Genomic DNA, 13,784 nt, shown 5'->3' with positions numbered 1-13,784 from the left:
CAATGGATTACTCAATATTGATCAGCCCGGCCCTAGGCGTGCTCGTAGGCCTCCTCATGGGGCTTACTGGCGCTGGCGGCGGAATTTTGTCTGTCCCATTGCTGGTTTTTGCTCTGCACTTATCGGTAGCAGAAGCTGCGCCGGTCGCTTTATCTGCCATAGCACTTGCTGCTGGCGTTGGCGCACTATTAGGACTGAAAAACAAAATATTGAGATATAAAGCTGCTGGATTTATGGCGGTCTTTGGATTGCTGCTTTCACCAGTAGGTCTTTGGTTGGCACAGCGCGTACCCAATGGGCCACTATTAATTTTATTTAGTTGCACACTCTTTTACTCATCCACCAATCTCTACAGACAAGCCAGACGAGAAATTTTAGGCATAACCGATAGCGCTAGCAAACCTCCACCCTGTTTATTGGACCCATCGATTGGTAAATTGGCTTGGAATATTCCTTGCGCAAGAGCGCTCATGTTTTCAGGTGGAATAGCAGGCTTTCTGTCGGGGCTTCTCGGGGTTGGGGGTGGCTTTGTGATTGTTCCTGCACTAAAGCGCTATACCGATTTACCAGTTCAATCAATAGTGGCAACTTCTTTAGGCGTACTTGCGATTGTTTCAGCGGGTGGTGCTGTATTTTCTGCTGCTGCAGGAAATCTAGATTTACTCCTGGCAGCGCCATTCTCTTTGGGGGCTCTCACGGGGCTTTTGATTGGAGGGGCATTTGGTAAAAAAATGAGTGGCCCACGCTTACAGCAAATTTTTGCAGTTCTCACTTTTACGGTGGCCATTAGCCTCATGGTTAAAGGTCTCAGCAGCTACTACTGAGCCATGAAAAAGCCTCTCTATTCCTTGCTCTTTATACTGAGCTTGAGCCTTTTAGGAGTTTTACTGATGACTGTTAGCAAGCCAAGTACATTCTTATCGACATCACTGCATGCCATCTCAGGCACGGTCGGCAATCTGAATCATGAGTTACTGGAATACGTCAATCCAGAAAAGCCAACGCATGATCATTCATCCATTTATTACACGCGCTTCTATATATCCAAATTCAATTTAGGCGATAAGGCAATTGAAGCAAAATTCTCCACCCCTATGAAGATTGCTGATGGTGACACATTAACAGTATCGGGCTACCCTAAAGGCGATACTTTTCAGGTACTTGCTTACCAAAATACTACTCAGCAAGTCAGTGGTTATGAAAACTGGATCATGCTGGGTCTGGGCGCCGTATTCTTTGCTGCAGTTGCTCTTGGATTGCTGAATAGCGAGTTAGTTGCAGAAGGTGCGCTGATTCCCAAGCTATTCTTATTTGGCTTTACTTTAGTAGCGATCTATATGGGATATCGCGCCCTCCTCATTCGGGAAGCCATTAAACTTTTATCGGCTTAGCTTTCTGAAGAACTTTTCTAGGTTTGGCCAAAATAAGTTGACGATAAGTCCAGCAATCACCAAGCCAGCAGCCAACAGTTTCCATAAAGGTAATGGCTCGCTCAAGAAATAAGCCGAAGCACCCATTCCAAAGATAGGCACCAATAGTGGAGCCGGCGCTACTACTGCGGCAGGATGTCTTGAGAGCAGCCAGGCCCAAGCAGCGTATCCAAAGACGGTGTTGCCCCATGATTGCCAAAACACACCAGCCCATGCACTCATCGGTGCAGAACCGATTGAAGAACTCATCTGCTGCCAGCCACCTTCAAAAATCCAAGAGATTAAAAAGAGTGGCGGCAATGAAAATCCGCTTGCCCAAACTACATAAGAGAGCATATTGATAGAGCCAGCGCGCCGACTCACTGTATTACCAATCCCCCACGAAAGCCCGGCGATGACTACCAAAGCGATTCCTAAAAAAGTAGTACTTGCATCGGTATGGAGCGCAATAACTCCAAGGCCAGTCATCGATACTGAGACAGCAACTGCTTGATAAAGTTTCAAACGCTCTTTTGCAAAGAACATGGCAAAACCAATGGTGAAAAATACCTGTGTCTGCACCACCAAGGAGGCTAAGCCTGGAGAAATCCGCCCATCAATTGCAAAAAACAAGATGCCGAATTGTCCAACCCCAATAGCAACACCATATGCGCACATATTGGTCCATGAGACCTTGGGCTTGGGTATAAAAAATACTAAGGGTAAAAACGCAAAGGTATAACGTAGTGCTGCAAACAAGAATGGTGGAAAAGCATCCAAGGAGAGCTTGATCACTACAAAGTTGGTACCCCACACAGCCACAATTGCTAAAGCGAGAAGAAGATGGCTTAAGGGAAGTTGATTGCTTTTATGACTATTCACCAGCGAGTAACTCCGCAACACGCTCTGCAATCATCATCGTTGGAGCGGCGGTATTACCCGAAGTGATTGTGGGCATAGCAGAAGCATCAACCACGCGCAGATGATGAATACCTCTCACTCGCAATTGAGAATCTAGTACTGCCATCGGATCATCTGCACGACCCATTTTGCATGTGCCAACCGGATGAAAAATAGTAGTGCCGATATCACCTGCAGCTTTAACCAGCTCTGCTTCAGTTTGGTACTGTACGCCGGGCTTGTATTCTTCTGGTGAGTAGGGCTGGAGTGCTGGACTTTGCACAATCTTGCGCGTTAAACGCAAAGACTCCACCGCAATTCTGCGATCTTCCTCAGTGGATAAATAATTTGGGGAAATGACTGGTGGCGCCTCAGGATCGACAGAATGAATATGCACACTGCCGCGGGATGTGGGTCGTAGATTGCAAACGCTAGCCGTGAAAGCATTAAATGAGTGGAGGTCTTCACCAAATTTTTCTAATGAGAGCGGTTGTACGTGATATTCAACATTGGCACTCTTTTGCAATGGTGAGCTATAGGCAAAAGCACCCAACTGGGAAGGTGCCATCGACATCGGCCCAGAGCGTTTGAAGAGATATTCCAAACCAATCATCATCTTGCCAAACCAAGAGTTGGCTTTGGTATTGAGTGTCTTAATTCCATCGACTTTGTAGATCATGCGCAGTTGCAGATGATCTTGTAGATTCTCACCAACCCCTGGCAAATCCGCTATTACCGGAATGCCTAATGCAGCAAGATGTGCAGCAGCTCCAACTCCAGAGCGCTCCAGTATTTGTACGCTACCAATAGAACCTGCGCTGAGCAACACTTCACCACCCCGCTCAATTGCACACAAAGCCTCACTGAGAACGCCATCCTTGCGATACTCCACGCCATAGCAATTCTTGGTGGCGGGATCAATTTTGAGCTTAGTGACCATTGCTTCAGTGATCACCGTGAGATTACTACGCTTGGCCGCATCTTTTAAAAAAGCTTTAGCAGTATTTAATCGTAAACCAGCGCGCTGACTAACATCAAAGTAGCCCACTCCAAAGTTATCACCGCGATTAAAGTCATCCGATGCAGGGATGCCAGCTTCTACAGCAGCCTCTCTGAATTTATCCATAATGGGCCAGCGTAAGCGTTGCTTGGATACTGTCCATTCACCACCTTTGCCATGCCACTCATTAGCAGCGCTGTGATAATCCTCAAACTTTTTGTAGCGGCCTAGTGCGTTTTGCCAAGACCATGCATCGTCACCAGTAGCCTCTACCCAAGAGTCATAATCACCAACTTGGCCACGCATATAAATCATGCCGTTAATCGAAGAGCAGCCGCCCAGAACTCTGCCGCGGGGATAAATTAATGAGCGGCCATTAAGACCTGTTTCAGAGGCGGTCTTAAAACGCCAATCCGCCCTCGGGTTATCAATGCAGTACAGATAACCCACCGGAATATGAATCCAAATGTAGTTATCACTCTTACCCGCCTCAATCAGTAAAACCTTCTTTTGGGGGTTTTCAGTCAAACGCTTGGCCAACATACAGCCAGCGCTGCCTGCCCCAATAATGATGTAGTCGTAGGTATTTGCTTGAGTCATATGCTTTGCTGCCTATTATTTACCAATACAAAAAATCGAGTATTTCTTGTCACTTTTGTTGATTTGTTATAGAATCAATTTTGATCTAATATTAGATCATGAGAACTACCTTTAAAAAAGCTTTTGCCCAATATGTAAAAAAAGCCTCTAAGCCTTTGCAGTTAGCAATTGAAATCAGAGTTACTGAAGTTTGCAATAACCCCAGGATAGGCCAACAAAAGCATGGGGATCTCCAGGGAGTATTTGTTTATAAATTTCGCTTTAATACACAGGAATATTTGATGGCTTATCAATATGATCACTTTGAAGGTGCTACCGAAATAACTTGGATAGAATTTTCCAAAATCGGACCTCATGAAAATTTTTATACACAATTAAAAAAATCTATGCGATTCAAATGATAAGTTCAAGCCACTTCAATACAGAAAGTGAGGTCTATATATGACTCAATACATGAGTGCAGAAGATTTATTTGCTCACGTTCAAAGGATGCCGTCAAAAGAACGTGTTAAGTTTTTTTCTTTAATTGCGATAAATGCCTTCCAGGAAACTGAATATACGCATGAACAAGTGTTTGGGCATCTAAGAAATGCGACCTTTTCAGCAGAAGAGGCTGCAGAATTTTTAGAGGTCTCACTTCCAACCTTACGCAGATATGTTCAGGCGGGTAGATTAAAACCCACATCGATTATTGGAAGAAGCCAATTATTTTCTAGTGCCGATCTGAAACTACTGAAGCAGAAAATCAACAAAGAATAGCCAAACTCCAATACCCGTCTAAAATAGTCATATGCATATTAATGAGAAGAATCGCACACCCAAAGTTGTTGAGGCTGATGAAGGCCCTAGCAAGTCTGAGCTAAAGCGCCAAATGACGGAACGCCAGAAATTGGCGGAAGTCTTGGCGGCCTTAAGTAGCGATGCCCTCAAAACCATCCCCTTAGATGAAGCCATCAAAGTAGCGATTGCAGAAACCAACAAGATCAAGAGTTTTGAAGCGATTCGTCGCCACAAACAGTATCTTGGCAAGCTCATGCGTTTTTTGGATGAAGAAGAGTTAGATGCCATTCAAAAACGTTTAGATGCCATTCAAGGAGTGAGCAAGGCAGAGACTGCCAAGCTGCATTTTTTAGAAAGCTATCGCGATAGACTCATTGCTAACGATGACGCTTTCACCAAAATGATTGAGCAGTATCCTGATATGGATATTCAGAATATGCGCACACTTATTCGAAATGCCCGTAGAGAAAAAGAGCAAAACAAGCCGCCTAAGGCTTATCGCGAGATCTTCCGTGTTTTAAAGGACATGGGACTCTAGATAACGTAAGTCTAGAATTAGATCTTCAGGCGCAGTGCTGGAACTTCAACGGCGCGATATAAATAATTAGCGGCAATCGTGCTGCACCCCACTACCCCCAACATGAATGCAATTGCTAGTGCTCCACTTTCATGGGCATACATTCCTGTCGCTATATATAGGGTGTTGGCGAGCAAGATAAATGCAAAGTGAATCAGAAATGCACAGTAGGAGCGCTGGCTACCCCAGGTGACCGCCCTCAAGAAAGCGCTTTTGCCCTCGCCCATAGATTGATAGGATTGATTTCCCCAAAATAGCAATGCCATCGCAACAAACCACGCCAAGAAGTTTCTGAGCCAAATTTGCTGGAACGAAGAAATAGCAATGATCAACCCGATCAGCAATAACGCAATCTTAGCTAAGCGATTGACGCCCTGGTTCTCAAAGGACTTAGCCAGATAAACCAAGACTCCCAAGCCATAAGAGCCGATAAAGTAAATGAAGTAAGCCTCATAAATTCCTGAGCGATTGAAAAATAAAAGTGAACTCACTGCTAGCACACTAATAACCCAAATGACCGCTTGATATCTTGGAAAAGAAATCAGCAAAATAGCTAAGACTGAATACAGCTGCCAATCAATTGCGATATACCAAGCGCCTGCCGAGATAGAATCCAAACCCAAGATCCCCTGAATAAAAAAGAGATGGGCTAAAAATTGTGAGAGCGTTTCTGATTCGCCCACGAATTCATCATTCACCCAAAAACGAGCGATGTAAGCACAAGCCATCGTCAAGATTAATGCCGCAGCATAAGGAGTAAAGAGACGTAGATAGCGATTGAGGATGACCTTGAGCAAGCCTTGAGCGCTAAATTTGACGTTAGCATAGCGAGTTAATGACTGGGCAGCCAAGTAGCCCGCCATCACCAAGAAAATTTGCACAGCATAACGACCATACTCAAACAGCCAATTCATCAGTCCCGGCAATACAGTAAGTGCGTCTTGCGCTATTTGTCCATAGCTTGATAAATGATGAAGAATAATTAAAAGGGCTGCAAAGACCCTTAAGAAATCAATCAGAAGAAATGGTGAGGATTGCTTCAAGAGAATTACTTTGCTTTTTTCTTGCCCATTAAAGAAGCTAGCATCGGGTTTGCCTCTGCTAGCTCTTTTTTAGTTTTCGCTTTTGCTTCAGCAGCCCCAAGTTTAGGAGTCTTGGCAGCATTTTTCATACGCTGAGCAGTAGTTAAGGCTAGGTTCTTATACAGATCCGTTTTTTTCATTGCCATGATGGCTACTCTTGATAACTTGTGAAATTACTTAGTAAATGACTTTGCTACCGACTTCGCTGCCAAGCCCAGGAATAGTAGGGACCAGCCTTGCAATATTAATTCAATAGCGATGAGCAGACCTGGTAGCCATAAGCTTGATGCTGGATAGCTATTCATAATAAGTACACCCATCAAGATCGACAGCGCAGCAGAAAGTGCCAACCAAATCCATTCATTGAAATGGCGATGTTGAAATGCAGCAATTAAACGCAGTACACCGGTTGCAAAGAAAATCGCTGCCATCCATAAGGTAATGGCCTCCAATGCAGGAATCGGAAATGCCCAGGTAAAGATTGCAGCGGCTATATACAAAATAGCCAGGAGCATTTGTACGCCCACACTCTTCCAGCCTTTGGACTTCATTGCATGCAATGCTTGTAAAACACCGCCAGCAAACAAAAAGATGCCCAACACATTAATGGATACAAATGAGAAGAGTGTTTGTCCAGCAACGCCAATCATCCCCAGTACGACAAACAAGATTCCCAGACCAATGAGCGCACCAGGCACCTTTGCGGCTGCGCCCAATACTTGTGTGCGGATCTCTTGTATTTGAGTGCTAGATAGTTCGGTCATGGGTGCTTTCTAAAGTTAATGCGATTAAATTTCTGAATAAATATTGGGTCTTACAAAGTCTGATCTACAGAGTCCATGAATTCTCGTACTGTGCGATTAAATGCGGCAGGCTGCTCAATATTAGATAAGTGCGCTGCATCTTCCAGCACCACCATCTTAGAGCCATCAATGAGGCGATGCAAAACAGTGCCCTGATCTACTGTACAGGCTGGATCATGCCTGCCTGAGAGAACCAAAGTAGGTGTTTTAATCTTGAGAAGCATCGTGCTTTGCGCCATATCGCGCACGGCACTGCCGCAACCCATATAGCCATCCACATTAGTAGCCAAAATCATTTGACGTACTTTTTCAATATCACCTGGAGCACGCTCGATGAATGGTGCAGTAAACCAACGCTTGATCGTGCCATCAACCAAGCCAGCAATACCTTGTGTACGTGCAATCTCAAAACGCTCTTCCCACAAACTGCGTGGTGGCATTTCAGAGGCGGTGTTACAAAGTGATAGGGAGTAAATACGCTCTGGATAACGAGCGCCTAATTGCTGACCAATCATGCCGCCAATAGATAAACCCATAAAGTGGGCTTTTGCAATTCCGAGTGCATCTAATAATCCCACCGCATCATCTGCTAATTGAGCAATCGTGTATGGACCGGGGCTGACTGCCGATTGTCCATGCCCTCTTTTGTCATAGCGCAGTACGCGATAGCGATCAGCCAATGCCGGCACATTCCAATCCCACATACTGCCATTGGCCATCAAACTATTTGCTACCAATAAAACGCGGCCATCTTTGGGGCCATCAAATCGGTAGGCGATATCTACCCCATTTACCTTGACGGTCTGGGCATCATGCATTTGTGTCATTTGTCTCCACCTTCTCTATTTCTACTAGCTTCTATTTATCTATTGACTAGAGCATGTTAGATTATCCGATGAAACTATAAAAAACGATAAAAACTCCAAGGAGACATGATGTTTACATTACCTAATCAGGGTCAGGGCGCCCTCAAGCTTGGAAAAGCCTTCTTGGCCTTGAGCTTTCTTACGCTAGCAAGTCTTAACCAGCAAAGCCATGCGCAAAACTATCCTAACCGCACCGTCAAAATGGTGGTGCCATTAACTACCGGCTCTGGCGCGGATATCGCTGGTCGGGTAGTTGCAAAAAGTCTTTCTGAAACCTGGAAGCAATCGGTCATTATTGAAAATCGCCCTGGTGCGGGCGGATTAATTGGCACTGGTGTGGTCGTGAACTCGGAGCCCGATGGCTATACCTTACTGGTGCAATCCGCATCGTATGCAGCCAATCCAGCGATTTATAAGAAGCTACCTTATGACCCACTCAAGAGCTTGGTTGATGTCGCCATTCTTGGGCAAACTCCTTACGTGATGATTACCGCAGCAGATGGCCCTTATCAAAGTATTCGAGATTTGGTGATTGCCGCTAAATCCAAACCAGGAGAAATTACCTTCGCTTCTGCTGGGGTTGGTAGCTCTACCCATTTAGCTGCTGAGTACTTTAATCAAGTGATGGGTATCAAGCTGATTCATGTGCCATACAAAGGATCCCCAGAAGCCATTGCTGACACCATGTCTGGTCGCACTGCTTTTTATATGGCGCCACTCGATACTGCGATTGGTCAACTTAAGGGCGGCAAAGTGCGAGCATTAGGCGTGACGAGCAAAACTCGTAATGCCGCAGTTCCAGAGATTGCTAGCATTGCTGAGCAAGGCTACCCTGCTTTTGAAATCGGTCTTTGGTTTGGTGTGTGGGCTCCCGCAGGCACTCCAGCTGCGGTAGTGAAAAAGATCAATACTGATATTAATCAATCGATGCAAGATCCCGAAGTCAAAACTGCTTATGAAACCAAAGGCATCAAAGCAACTCCAATGAGCCCTACTGAATTTGCTAAGTTTGTTCGTGAAGAAATGGCCAAGTATCAAAAGATTGCCAAAGAAGCGAATATCGAACCGCAATAAAGTAGTAGAGCTCATTTTGAATCAAGCTATTTTTGCACCACTGTGCCAAGCCCCTGATTACGAAATACGATCTCCCAAAATCGTATTTCCATCCGGGGCGGTGGACTGTCATGCCCACGTTTGTGGGCCAGCTGGCCAATATCCGTATGCGCAAGAGCGCATCTATACACCGCCTGATGCCACACTAGAAAGTTACCAAAACTTACTCAAGATGCTGGGGGTAGATCGCGCAGTGCTAGTACAACCCAGTGTGTACGGCACAGACAATCGCGCGATGCTTGCTGCACTCAATAGCCATCCTGAGCAATTGCGCGGGGTTGCAGTGATTCCGAGCAATCCTCAAGAAATCACTGATGCCTACTTAGAAGAACTGCACAGTGCTGGCGTCCGTGGCATTCGCTGCAATATTGTTGATGTTGCCGATAAATCTGCTGGGCTACCCATTAAAAATTTAAAAGATTTGGCCAACCGCATCAAACCTTTTGGCTGGCATCTAGAGTTACTGATGCATGTGAATGAATATCCCGATCTCGCTAAAGTGTTTGAAAACTTTCCGGTAGATTTAGTCTTTGGGCATTTTGGTTACTCCCATGCAAAACATGGTGTTAAAGATGAGGGTTTCTTAGGGCTTTTAGAGCTTCTCAAAAGCAACCATGCTTGGGTCAAAATGACGGGGCCTTATCGGATTTGCGATGGTGATCTTCCCTACGTAGATATGCGCCCATTGAATGACGCTGTGATCAAGGCAAACCCCAGTAGGCTCGTTTGGGGAACCGATTGGCCCCATGTCATGGTCAAGAAGCAAATGCCCCATGATGCCGATCTATGTGATCTATTGGGATCCTGGGTTGTCGATGAAAATCTTAGAAAATCGATCCTGGTCGACAACCCCTGTATCCTGTATGACTTTGCAGCACCGAATTCATAAACAAGCGCTAACCAAACAGTACAAACAGTATTTAGTAAGAAAGAAATCAACTGATGGATAACACCCTCACCATTATTTTTGGCATTGTTGCCATGCTCCTGCCGCTAGTAGTGGGACGCCTGGTTTGGAAACGTTTTGATCGCTGGTTTGGTCGTAACGATGAAGCCTATATGGATACCCTAGAATATTTTCTCAAGAAAATTGGCCTCACCATATTGGTTGCCTTTATCCTGCTGTGGCTTGGGATGACCTTAGTATTTAATGGTAGCGGCTCTTAAAAGAGTTATTCATCATGAATAATCAGCTCAAAGAAATGATTATTAAAGCAAAGTTGAACTTTGCTATTTTGGCTGGCATCCTGGCATTAGCCGTTATTGGAAAATTTACCCACCCTGAATTTACCAACACGGTATTCGTTACAGCAGATCAACTCGTCTCAGACTTATATATTGTCTTTATCGCCATTACTTTGGGTGCTTTTATTCCGAACTTTAAGCTTGTAGCTTTGGGGTCGATTGCCGCCTTTGTCGGCATTGCAATCCTCATTCAAATGGGCATCTTTACTTACCTAACGATTGATTACGTCTTTTCAATCTTGATCGTCATTCTGGGCTTTGCATCGATTGCCAACCTCTATAGGCACTATCGGGAATTTCGGTTTTAAGTCTTTCTTGCTTTTGATTAAGTAGCCATCTGGAACACACGTATCCTAGGCTCTATTTCCTTTTGTAGCGTTCTCTTTGCTATTCTCATATCGTATTCTGACTGAAGGTTGAGCCAAAAGCGGGGCTCCATAGAGAAAAATAATCCTAGTCGTAAGGCTGTATCAGCAGTAATTGGTCGAGTTCCATGAACAATCTCACTAATGCGACTTGGAGAGACATCTATGTCGGCAGCTAATTGACGCGCAGTGATGCCCATAGGCTTCATAAAGTCCTCTAGCAGAATTTCTCCTGGGTGAATTTCATCGAGTAATTTTGTCATCGTCATATGCCTTAGTGATAATCCACAATCTCTACACTGTATGCGCCATCTTCTTTCCAAATAAAACAAATGCGCCACTGGTTATTAATTCGAATACTGTGCTGGCCCTTCCGATTTCGATGTAAAGACTCCAACATGTTTCCGGGCGGGATACGCAGATCTAATAAAACAGTCGCAGCATGAATTTGTAATAACTTTCTTCGAGCCAGCCTCTCAATACTTCTAAATCTGACTGATGGCTTTGCTATGAAATAGGGCTTCAGTCGCTTTACATGAGAAAGAGTGGATCATCACCCATAATATTCTGCATAACAGATTCTGTCAAACGGAACTTTTGTTACTTTTCCAAAGAAGGGGGTTTAGGCAGGCGAATCAATACCCCGTTATATATCTAAATCGCTATATGGAAACGACTTTTAAGTATTTGTAGCAATATCAAAAGCCCTAGACAATCGTCTCCTATGTATAGATATGACCATATTGACCAAACCCTGGTAGATCAACGGGTTGCCCAATTTAGAGACCAGGTTGCTAGGCGCCTGAATGGCAGCTTAGCTGAGGAAGAGTTTCGTCCACTGAGATTGCAGAACGGTCTTTATTACCAGCGCCATGCCTACATGCTACGTATTGCCATTCCATATGGTCTATTTAACTCCAAACAATTGCGCACCCTGGCGTTCATTGCTGACAAATATGATCGTGGCTATGGGCACTTCACTACCCGACAAAACATTCAGTTCAACTGGGTTACCTTAGAAGGTACACCCGATATTTTGGCTGAACTAGCCAAAGTCGAAATGCATGCTATTCAAACATCCGGCAATTGCATCCGCAATATTACAAGTGATGCATTTGCAGGGGTGGCCGCTGATGAATATGTAGATCCACGCCCCGTTTGTGAGCTGCTACGTCAATGGTCAACGCTCCATCCGGAGTTTGCTCACTTGCCTCGTAAATTTAAGTTTGCAATCAATGGTGCTAAAGAAGATCGCACGATTTTGCTTTGCCACGATGTGGGTATTGAGCTTAAAAAGAGCAATGGTGAGTTGACTGCAGATATCTACGCTGGTGGCGGCATGGGTCGTACCCCAATCTTGGGCTCACTTATTAAAACTAACTTGCCATGGCAGTTACTACCCAGTTACCTCACTGCCCTCTTACGGGTATATAACCGCTTTGGCCGCAGAGACAATCTGTATAAGGCCCGCATCAAGATCTTTGTCAAGGCCCTGGGACCAGCAGAGTTTGCGCGCCAGATTGAAGGCGAATGGCTCCACAACAAAGCAGGTGATGACAACTTCACTCAAGCAGAGTGGGATCGTGTTGCCAAACACTTTACTAAGCCCAATTATCAGACTTTGCCCAAGCTCTCTGACGAGCAAGTCATTAATACGGCAAATGAAGCAGAAAGAGCGGCATTTGCAAGATGGCTGGAGCGCAACGTCAAAGCCCATCAAGTGCCGGGCTATGCCAGCGTCATTCTCTCACTCAAGCCTCATGGCACAGTAGCGCCTGGTGATGCCACTACTGCGCAGATGTTGGCTATTGCAGATCTTGCAGATCAATATAGCTTTGGTGAATTGCGGGCAACCCATGAACAAAACCTAGTGCTAGCTGATGTAGAGCAATCTAAGCTCTACAAGCTTTGGCAAGAAGCGAAAAGACAAAAAGTAGCATTACCTAATATTGGCCTACTCACTGACATCATTGCCTGCCCTGGTGGTGACTTCTGCTCTTTAGCTAACGCCAAATCACTGCCCATTGCCAAGGCGATTCAGGAGCGCTTTGATGATCTGGACTACCTATTTGATCTAGGTGATATCAGCTTAAACATTTCAGGATGTATTAACTCTTGTGGCCATCACCACGTGGGCAATATCGGTGTTTTAGGTGTCGATAAAGACGGTGAAGAGTGGTATCAAATCACTCTTGGTGGAGAGCAAGGCAATGAGGCTGCGATCGGCAAAGTAATCGGCCCCTCTTTCTACGCTGATGAAATCCCCGATGTCATGAGCAATATCATCAACACCTATGTAAAGCAGCGCAATGAAGATGAATCCTTCATTGAGGCTTATCGTCGTCTTGGGGTAGCACCATTTAAAGAGGCTGCCTACATAAATGCCAAGAAGAAAGAGAAGGCTGAAACAGTAGGAGATGTAGCATGAGCTTGATAACAAATATCATTGCAGCGCATGATCAGATTTTGCATTTTCCTAAAGGTGGCAAACCCAGTTTAGCTACTAATGAGTGGTTGATTTGGGGTGGTGATCAGAATGCAAACAAAGATGAAGGTGGTGATTTGACGCTGCCCGACCTGGAACACAGCAAACAGAAAGTACTGGTGCCATTTGCCTGGTGGCTGAGTCAACTGGATTCACATCACCATGAGTCTGACATCCGAGCTAAAGCAAAAAATAGCCAAATCGGTGTTTGGTTTGCGGCGGATGATGACATTCTCAAGCATGCAGAGGTGATCGAAGCTGGCAAGCAAGTATGGCCTTTGGTAGTAGCGCACTTCCCTATCTTCAGAGATGGTAGAAGCTTTAGTACTGCAGCCCTCTTGCGTGATCGCTTTCAATGGACTGGTGAGATCCGCGCGATTGGTGATGTGCTGATTGATCAACTCCTACAAGGTGCCCGCGTTGGCTTTGATAGCTTTGCATTGCGCCCTGATCAAAATATGGATGTTGCCTTAAAGCAGTTTGATTTATTTAGCGTGACAACTCAAAACAGCTGGCGTGATAAGCGCACTGTCCAAACTTTGCAGAGCGCCTAAGCACC

Annotated in this window: 19 protein-coding genes; 11 read left to right on the top strand and 8 right to left on the bottom strand. The window is 45.1% G+C overall.

Annotated features, from left to right (window positions below):
* Positions 1 to 2 precede the first annotated feature (2 nt).
* Both ICN13_RS01115 and ICN13_RS01110 read left to right on the top strand, forming a co-directional pair.
* On the top strand, positions 3 to 824 hold the full coding sequence (locus ICN13_RS01115; protein ID WP_216138335.1) for a sulfite exporter TauE/SafE family protein: 822 nt from the start codon (positions 3 to 5) through the stop codon (positions 822 to 824).
* Between the two features lie 66 nt (positions 825 to 890).
* Positions 891 to 1,391 (top strand): hypothetical protein, encoded by a 501-nt coding sequence (locus ICN13_RS01110; protein WP_216138333.1) that lies wholly within the window; start codon positions 891 to 893, stop codon positions 1,389 to 1,391.
* Here the strand turns inward: ICN13_RS01110 and ICN13_RS01105 are convergent.
* The gene (locus ICN13_RS01105; RefSeq protein ID WP_216138331.1) at positions 1,380 to 2,291 is read right to left on the bottom strand and encodes an EamA family transporter; all 912 of its coding nucleotides are present in this window, start codon (positions 2,289 to 2,291) and stop codon (positions 1,380 to 1,382) included. The two genes, ICN13_RS01110 and ICN13_RS01105, sit on opposite strands and share 12 nt — an antisense overlap.
* Positions 2,284 to 3,909: a GMC family oxidoreductase gene (locus ICN13_RS01100; RefSeq protein ID WP_216138329.1), complete on the bottom strand. Its 1,626-nt coding sequence runs from the start codon at positions 3,907 to 3,909 to the stop codon at positions 2,284 to 2,286. Before ICN13_RS01100 ends, ICN13_RS01105 begins: the two co-directional genes overlap by 8 nt.
* A gap of 98 nt (positions 3,910 to 4,007) precedes the next feature.
* Here ICN13_RS01100 and ICN13_RS01095 point away from each other — a divergent pair, with 98 nt between their 5' ends.
* The 3 genes from ICN13_RS01095 to yjgA are packed head-to-tail and all read left to right on the top strand — an operon-like array spanning position 4,008 to position 5,227.
* Entirely contained in the window at positions 4,008 to 4,310 is a 303-nt protein-coding gene (locus tag ICN13_RS01095) for a type II toxin-antitoxin system RelE/ParE family toxin (RefSeq protein ID WP_216138327.1), read from the top strand.
* Positions 4,311 to 4,362: 52 nt separating this feature from the next.
* Positions 4,363 to 4,668, top strand: a complete 306-nt coding sequence (locus ICN13_RS01090; RefSeq protein WP_255533982.1) for a helix-turn-helix domain-containing protein — start codon at positions 4,363 to 4,365, stop codon at positions 4,666 to 4,668.
* Between the two features lie 31 nt (positions 4,669 to 4,699).
* Entirely contained in the window at positions 4,700 to 5,227 is a 528-nt protein-coding gene (gene yjgA, locus ICN13_RS01085) for a ribosome biogenesis factor YjgA (RefSeq protein ID WP_216138323.1), read from the top strand.
* Positions 5,228 to 5,244: 17 nt separating this feature from the next.
* On the opposite strand, the gene ICN13_RS01080 is transcribed toward yjgA, so the two are convergent.
* Genes ICN13_RS01080 through pcaD form a run of 4 tightly spaced genes read right to left on the bottom strand, consistent with a single transcriptional unit; the run spans position 5,245 to position 7,978 of the window.
* Complete coding sequence (locus ICN13_RS01080) at positions 5,245 to 6,309, bottom strand: acyltransferase (protein ID WP_216138316.1); 1,065 nt, start codon at positions 6,307 to 6,309, stop codon at positions 5,245 to 5,247.
* Positions 6,310 to 6,314: 5 nt separating this feature from the next.
* Positions 6,315 to 6,494 (bottom strand): hypothetical protein, encoded by a 180-nt coding sequence (locus ICN13_RS01075; RefSeq protein ID WP_216138314.1) that lies wholly within the window; start codon positions 6,492 to 6,494, stop codon positions 6,315 to 6,317.
* 27 nt (positions 6,495 to 6,521) lie between these two features.
* Positions 6,522 to 7,112, bottom strand: a complete 591-nt coding sequence (locus tag ICN13_RS01070) for an HdeD family acid-resistance protein (protein WP_216138312.1) — start codon at positions 7,110 to 7,112, stop codon at positions 6,522 to 6,524.
* 50 nt (positions 7,113 to 7,162) lie between these two features.
* Positions 7,163 to 7,978 (bottom strand): 3-oxoadipate enol-lactonase, encoded by an 816-nt coding sequence (pcaD, locus tag ICN13_RS01065; protein ID WP_216138310.1) that lies wholly within the window; start codon positions 7,976 to 7,978, stop codon positions 7,163 to 7,165.
* Between the two features lie 108 nt (positions 7,979 to 8,086).
* Between pcaD and ICN13_RS01060 the strand changes: the two genes are divergently transcribed.
* Genes ICN13_RS01060 through ICN13_RS01045 form a run of 4 tightly spaced genes read left to right on the top strand, consistent with a single transcriptional unit; the run spans position 8,087 to position 10,683 of the window.
* Positions 8,087 to 9,091: a tripartite tricarboxylate transporter substrate binding protein gene (locus ICN13_RS01060; protein WP_216138308.1), complete on the top strand. Its 1,005-nt coding sequence runs from the start codon at positions 8,087 to 8,089 to the stop codon at positions 9,089 to 9,091.
* A 16-nt stretch (positions 9,092 to 9,107) separates the two neighbouring features.
* On the top strand, positions 9,108 to 10,019 hold the full coding sequence (locus tag ICN13_RS01055) for an amidohydrolase (protein WP_216138306.1): 912 nt from the start codon (positions 9,108 to 9,110) through the stop codon (positions 10,017 to 10,019).
* A 53-nt stretch (positions 10,020 to 10,072) separates the two neighbouring features.
* Positions 10,073 to 10,297, top strand: a complete 225-nt coding sequence (locus ICN13_RS01050; RefSeq protein WP_087909039.1) for a hypothetical protein — start codon at positions 10,073 to 10,075, stop codon at positions 10,295 to 10,297.
* Positions 10,298 to 10,311: 14 nt separating this feature from the next.
* Entirely contained in the window at positions 10,312 to 10,683 is a 372-nt protein-coding gene (locus tag ICN13_RS01045) for a hypothetical protein (protein ID WP_216138304.1), read from the top strand.
* A gap of 17 nt (positions 10,684 to 10,700) precedes the next feature.
* On the opposite strand, the gene ICN13_RS01040 is transcribed toward ICN13_RS01045, so the two are convergent.
* Positions 10,701 to 11,003, bottom strand: a complete 303-nt coding sequence (locus tag ICN13_RS01040; RefSeq protein WP_216138302.1) for a HigA family addiction module antitoxin — start codon at positions 11,001 to 11,003, stop codon at positions 10,701 to 10,703.
* Between the two features lie 11 nt (positions 11,004 to 11,014).
* Entirely contained in the window at positions 11,015 to 11,161 is a 147-nt protein-coding gene (locus ICN13_RS10210; RefSeq protein ID WP_370622954.1) for a type II toxin-antitoxin system RelE/ParE family toxin, read from the bottom strand.
* A gap of 303 nt (positions 11,162 to 11,464) precedes the next feature.
* Between ICN13_RS10210 and ICN13_RS01030 the strand changes: the two genes are divergently transcribed.
* Positions 11,465 to 13,168 carry a nitrite/sulfite reductase gene (locus tag ICN13_RS01030; RefSeq protein ID WP_216138300.1) on the top strand — a complete coding sequence of 568 codons (1,704 nt, stop codon included), beginning with the start codon at positions 11,465 to 11,467 and terminating at the stop codon, positions 13,166 to 13,168.
* A complete protein-coding gene (locus ICN13_RS01025) occupies positions 13,165 to 13,779 on the top strand; it encodes a DUF934 domain-containing protein (RefSeq protein WP_216138292.1) in 615 nt (204 codons plus the stop codon). The genes ICN13_RS01030 and ICN13_RS01025 overlap by 4 nt, the downstream gene beginning before the upstream one ends.
* The last annotated feature ends 5 nt before the right edge of the window (positions 13,780 to 13,784 follow it).

The sequence above is a fragment of the Polynucleobacter sp. MWH-Berg-3C6 genome (assembly GCF_018881855.1).
Taxonomy (GTDB): Bacteria; Pseudomonadota; Gammaproteobacteria; order Burkholderiales; family Burkholderiaceae; genus Polynucleobacter.
The sequence above is the reverse complement of the archived record's forward strand: the minus strand, read 5'-3'. Positions and strand labels throughout refer to the sequence as shown.

Coding starts and splice junctions, on each gene's coding strand:
- ICN13_RS01115 (WP_216138335.1), top strand. CDS start 3: ATGGATTACTCAATATTGATCAGCCCGGCCCTAGGCGTGCTCGTAGGC.
- pcaD (WP_216138310.1), bottom strand. CDS start 7,978: ATGACACAAATGCATGATGCCCAGACCGTCAAGGTAAATGGGGTAGAT.
- ICN13_RS01050 (WP_087909039.1), top strand. CDS start 10,073: ATGGATAACACCCTCACCATTATTTTTGGCATTGTTGCCATGCTCCTG.
- ICN13_RS01090 (WP_255533982.1), top strand. CDS start 4,363: ATGAGTGCAGAAGATTTATTTGCTCACGTTCAAAGGATGCCGTCAAAA.
- ICN13_RS01040 (WP_216138302.1), bottom strand. CDS start 11,003: ATGACAAAATTACTCGATGAAATTCACCCAGGAGAAATTCTGCTAGAG.
- ICN13_RS01045 (WP_216138304.1), top strand. CDS start 10,312: ATGAATAATCAGCTCAAAGAAATGATTATTAAAGCAAAGTTGAACTTT.
- ICN13_RS01025 (WP_216138292.1), top strand. CDS start 13,165: ATGAGCTTGATAACAAATATCATTGCAGCGCATGATCAGATTTTGCAT.
- ICN13_RS01095 (WP_216138327.1), top strand. CDS start 4,008: ATGAGAACTACCTTTAAAAAAGCTTTTGCCCAATATGTAAAAAAAGCC.
- ICN13_RS01110 (WP_216138333.1), top strand. CDS start 891: ATGACTGTTAGCAAGCCAAGTACATTCTTATCGACATCACTGCATGCC.
- yjgA (WP_216138323.1), top strand. CDS start 4,700: ATGCATATTAATGAGAAGAATCGCACACCCAAAGTTGTTGAGGCTGAT.
- ICN13_RS01060 (WP_216138308.1), top strand. CDS start 8,087: ATGTTTACATTACCTAATCAGGGTCAGGGCGCCCTCAAGCTTGGAAAA.
- ICN13_RS01100 (WP_216138329.1), bottom strand. CDS start 3,909: ATGACTCAAGCAAATACCTACGACTACATCATTATTGGGGCAGGCAGC.
- ICN13_RS01030 (WP_216138300.1), top strand. CDS start 11,465: ATGTATAGATATGACCATATTGACCAAACCCTGGTAGATCAACGGGTT.
- ICN13_RS01075 (WP_216138314.1), bottom strand. CDS start 6,494: ATGGCAATGAAAAAAACGGATCTGTATAAGAACCTAGCCTTAACTACT.
- ICN13_RS01070 (WP_216138312.1), bottom strand. CDS start 7,112: ATGACCGAACTATCTAGCACTCAAATACAAGAGATCCGCACACAAGTA.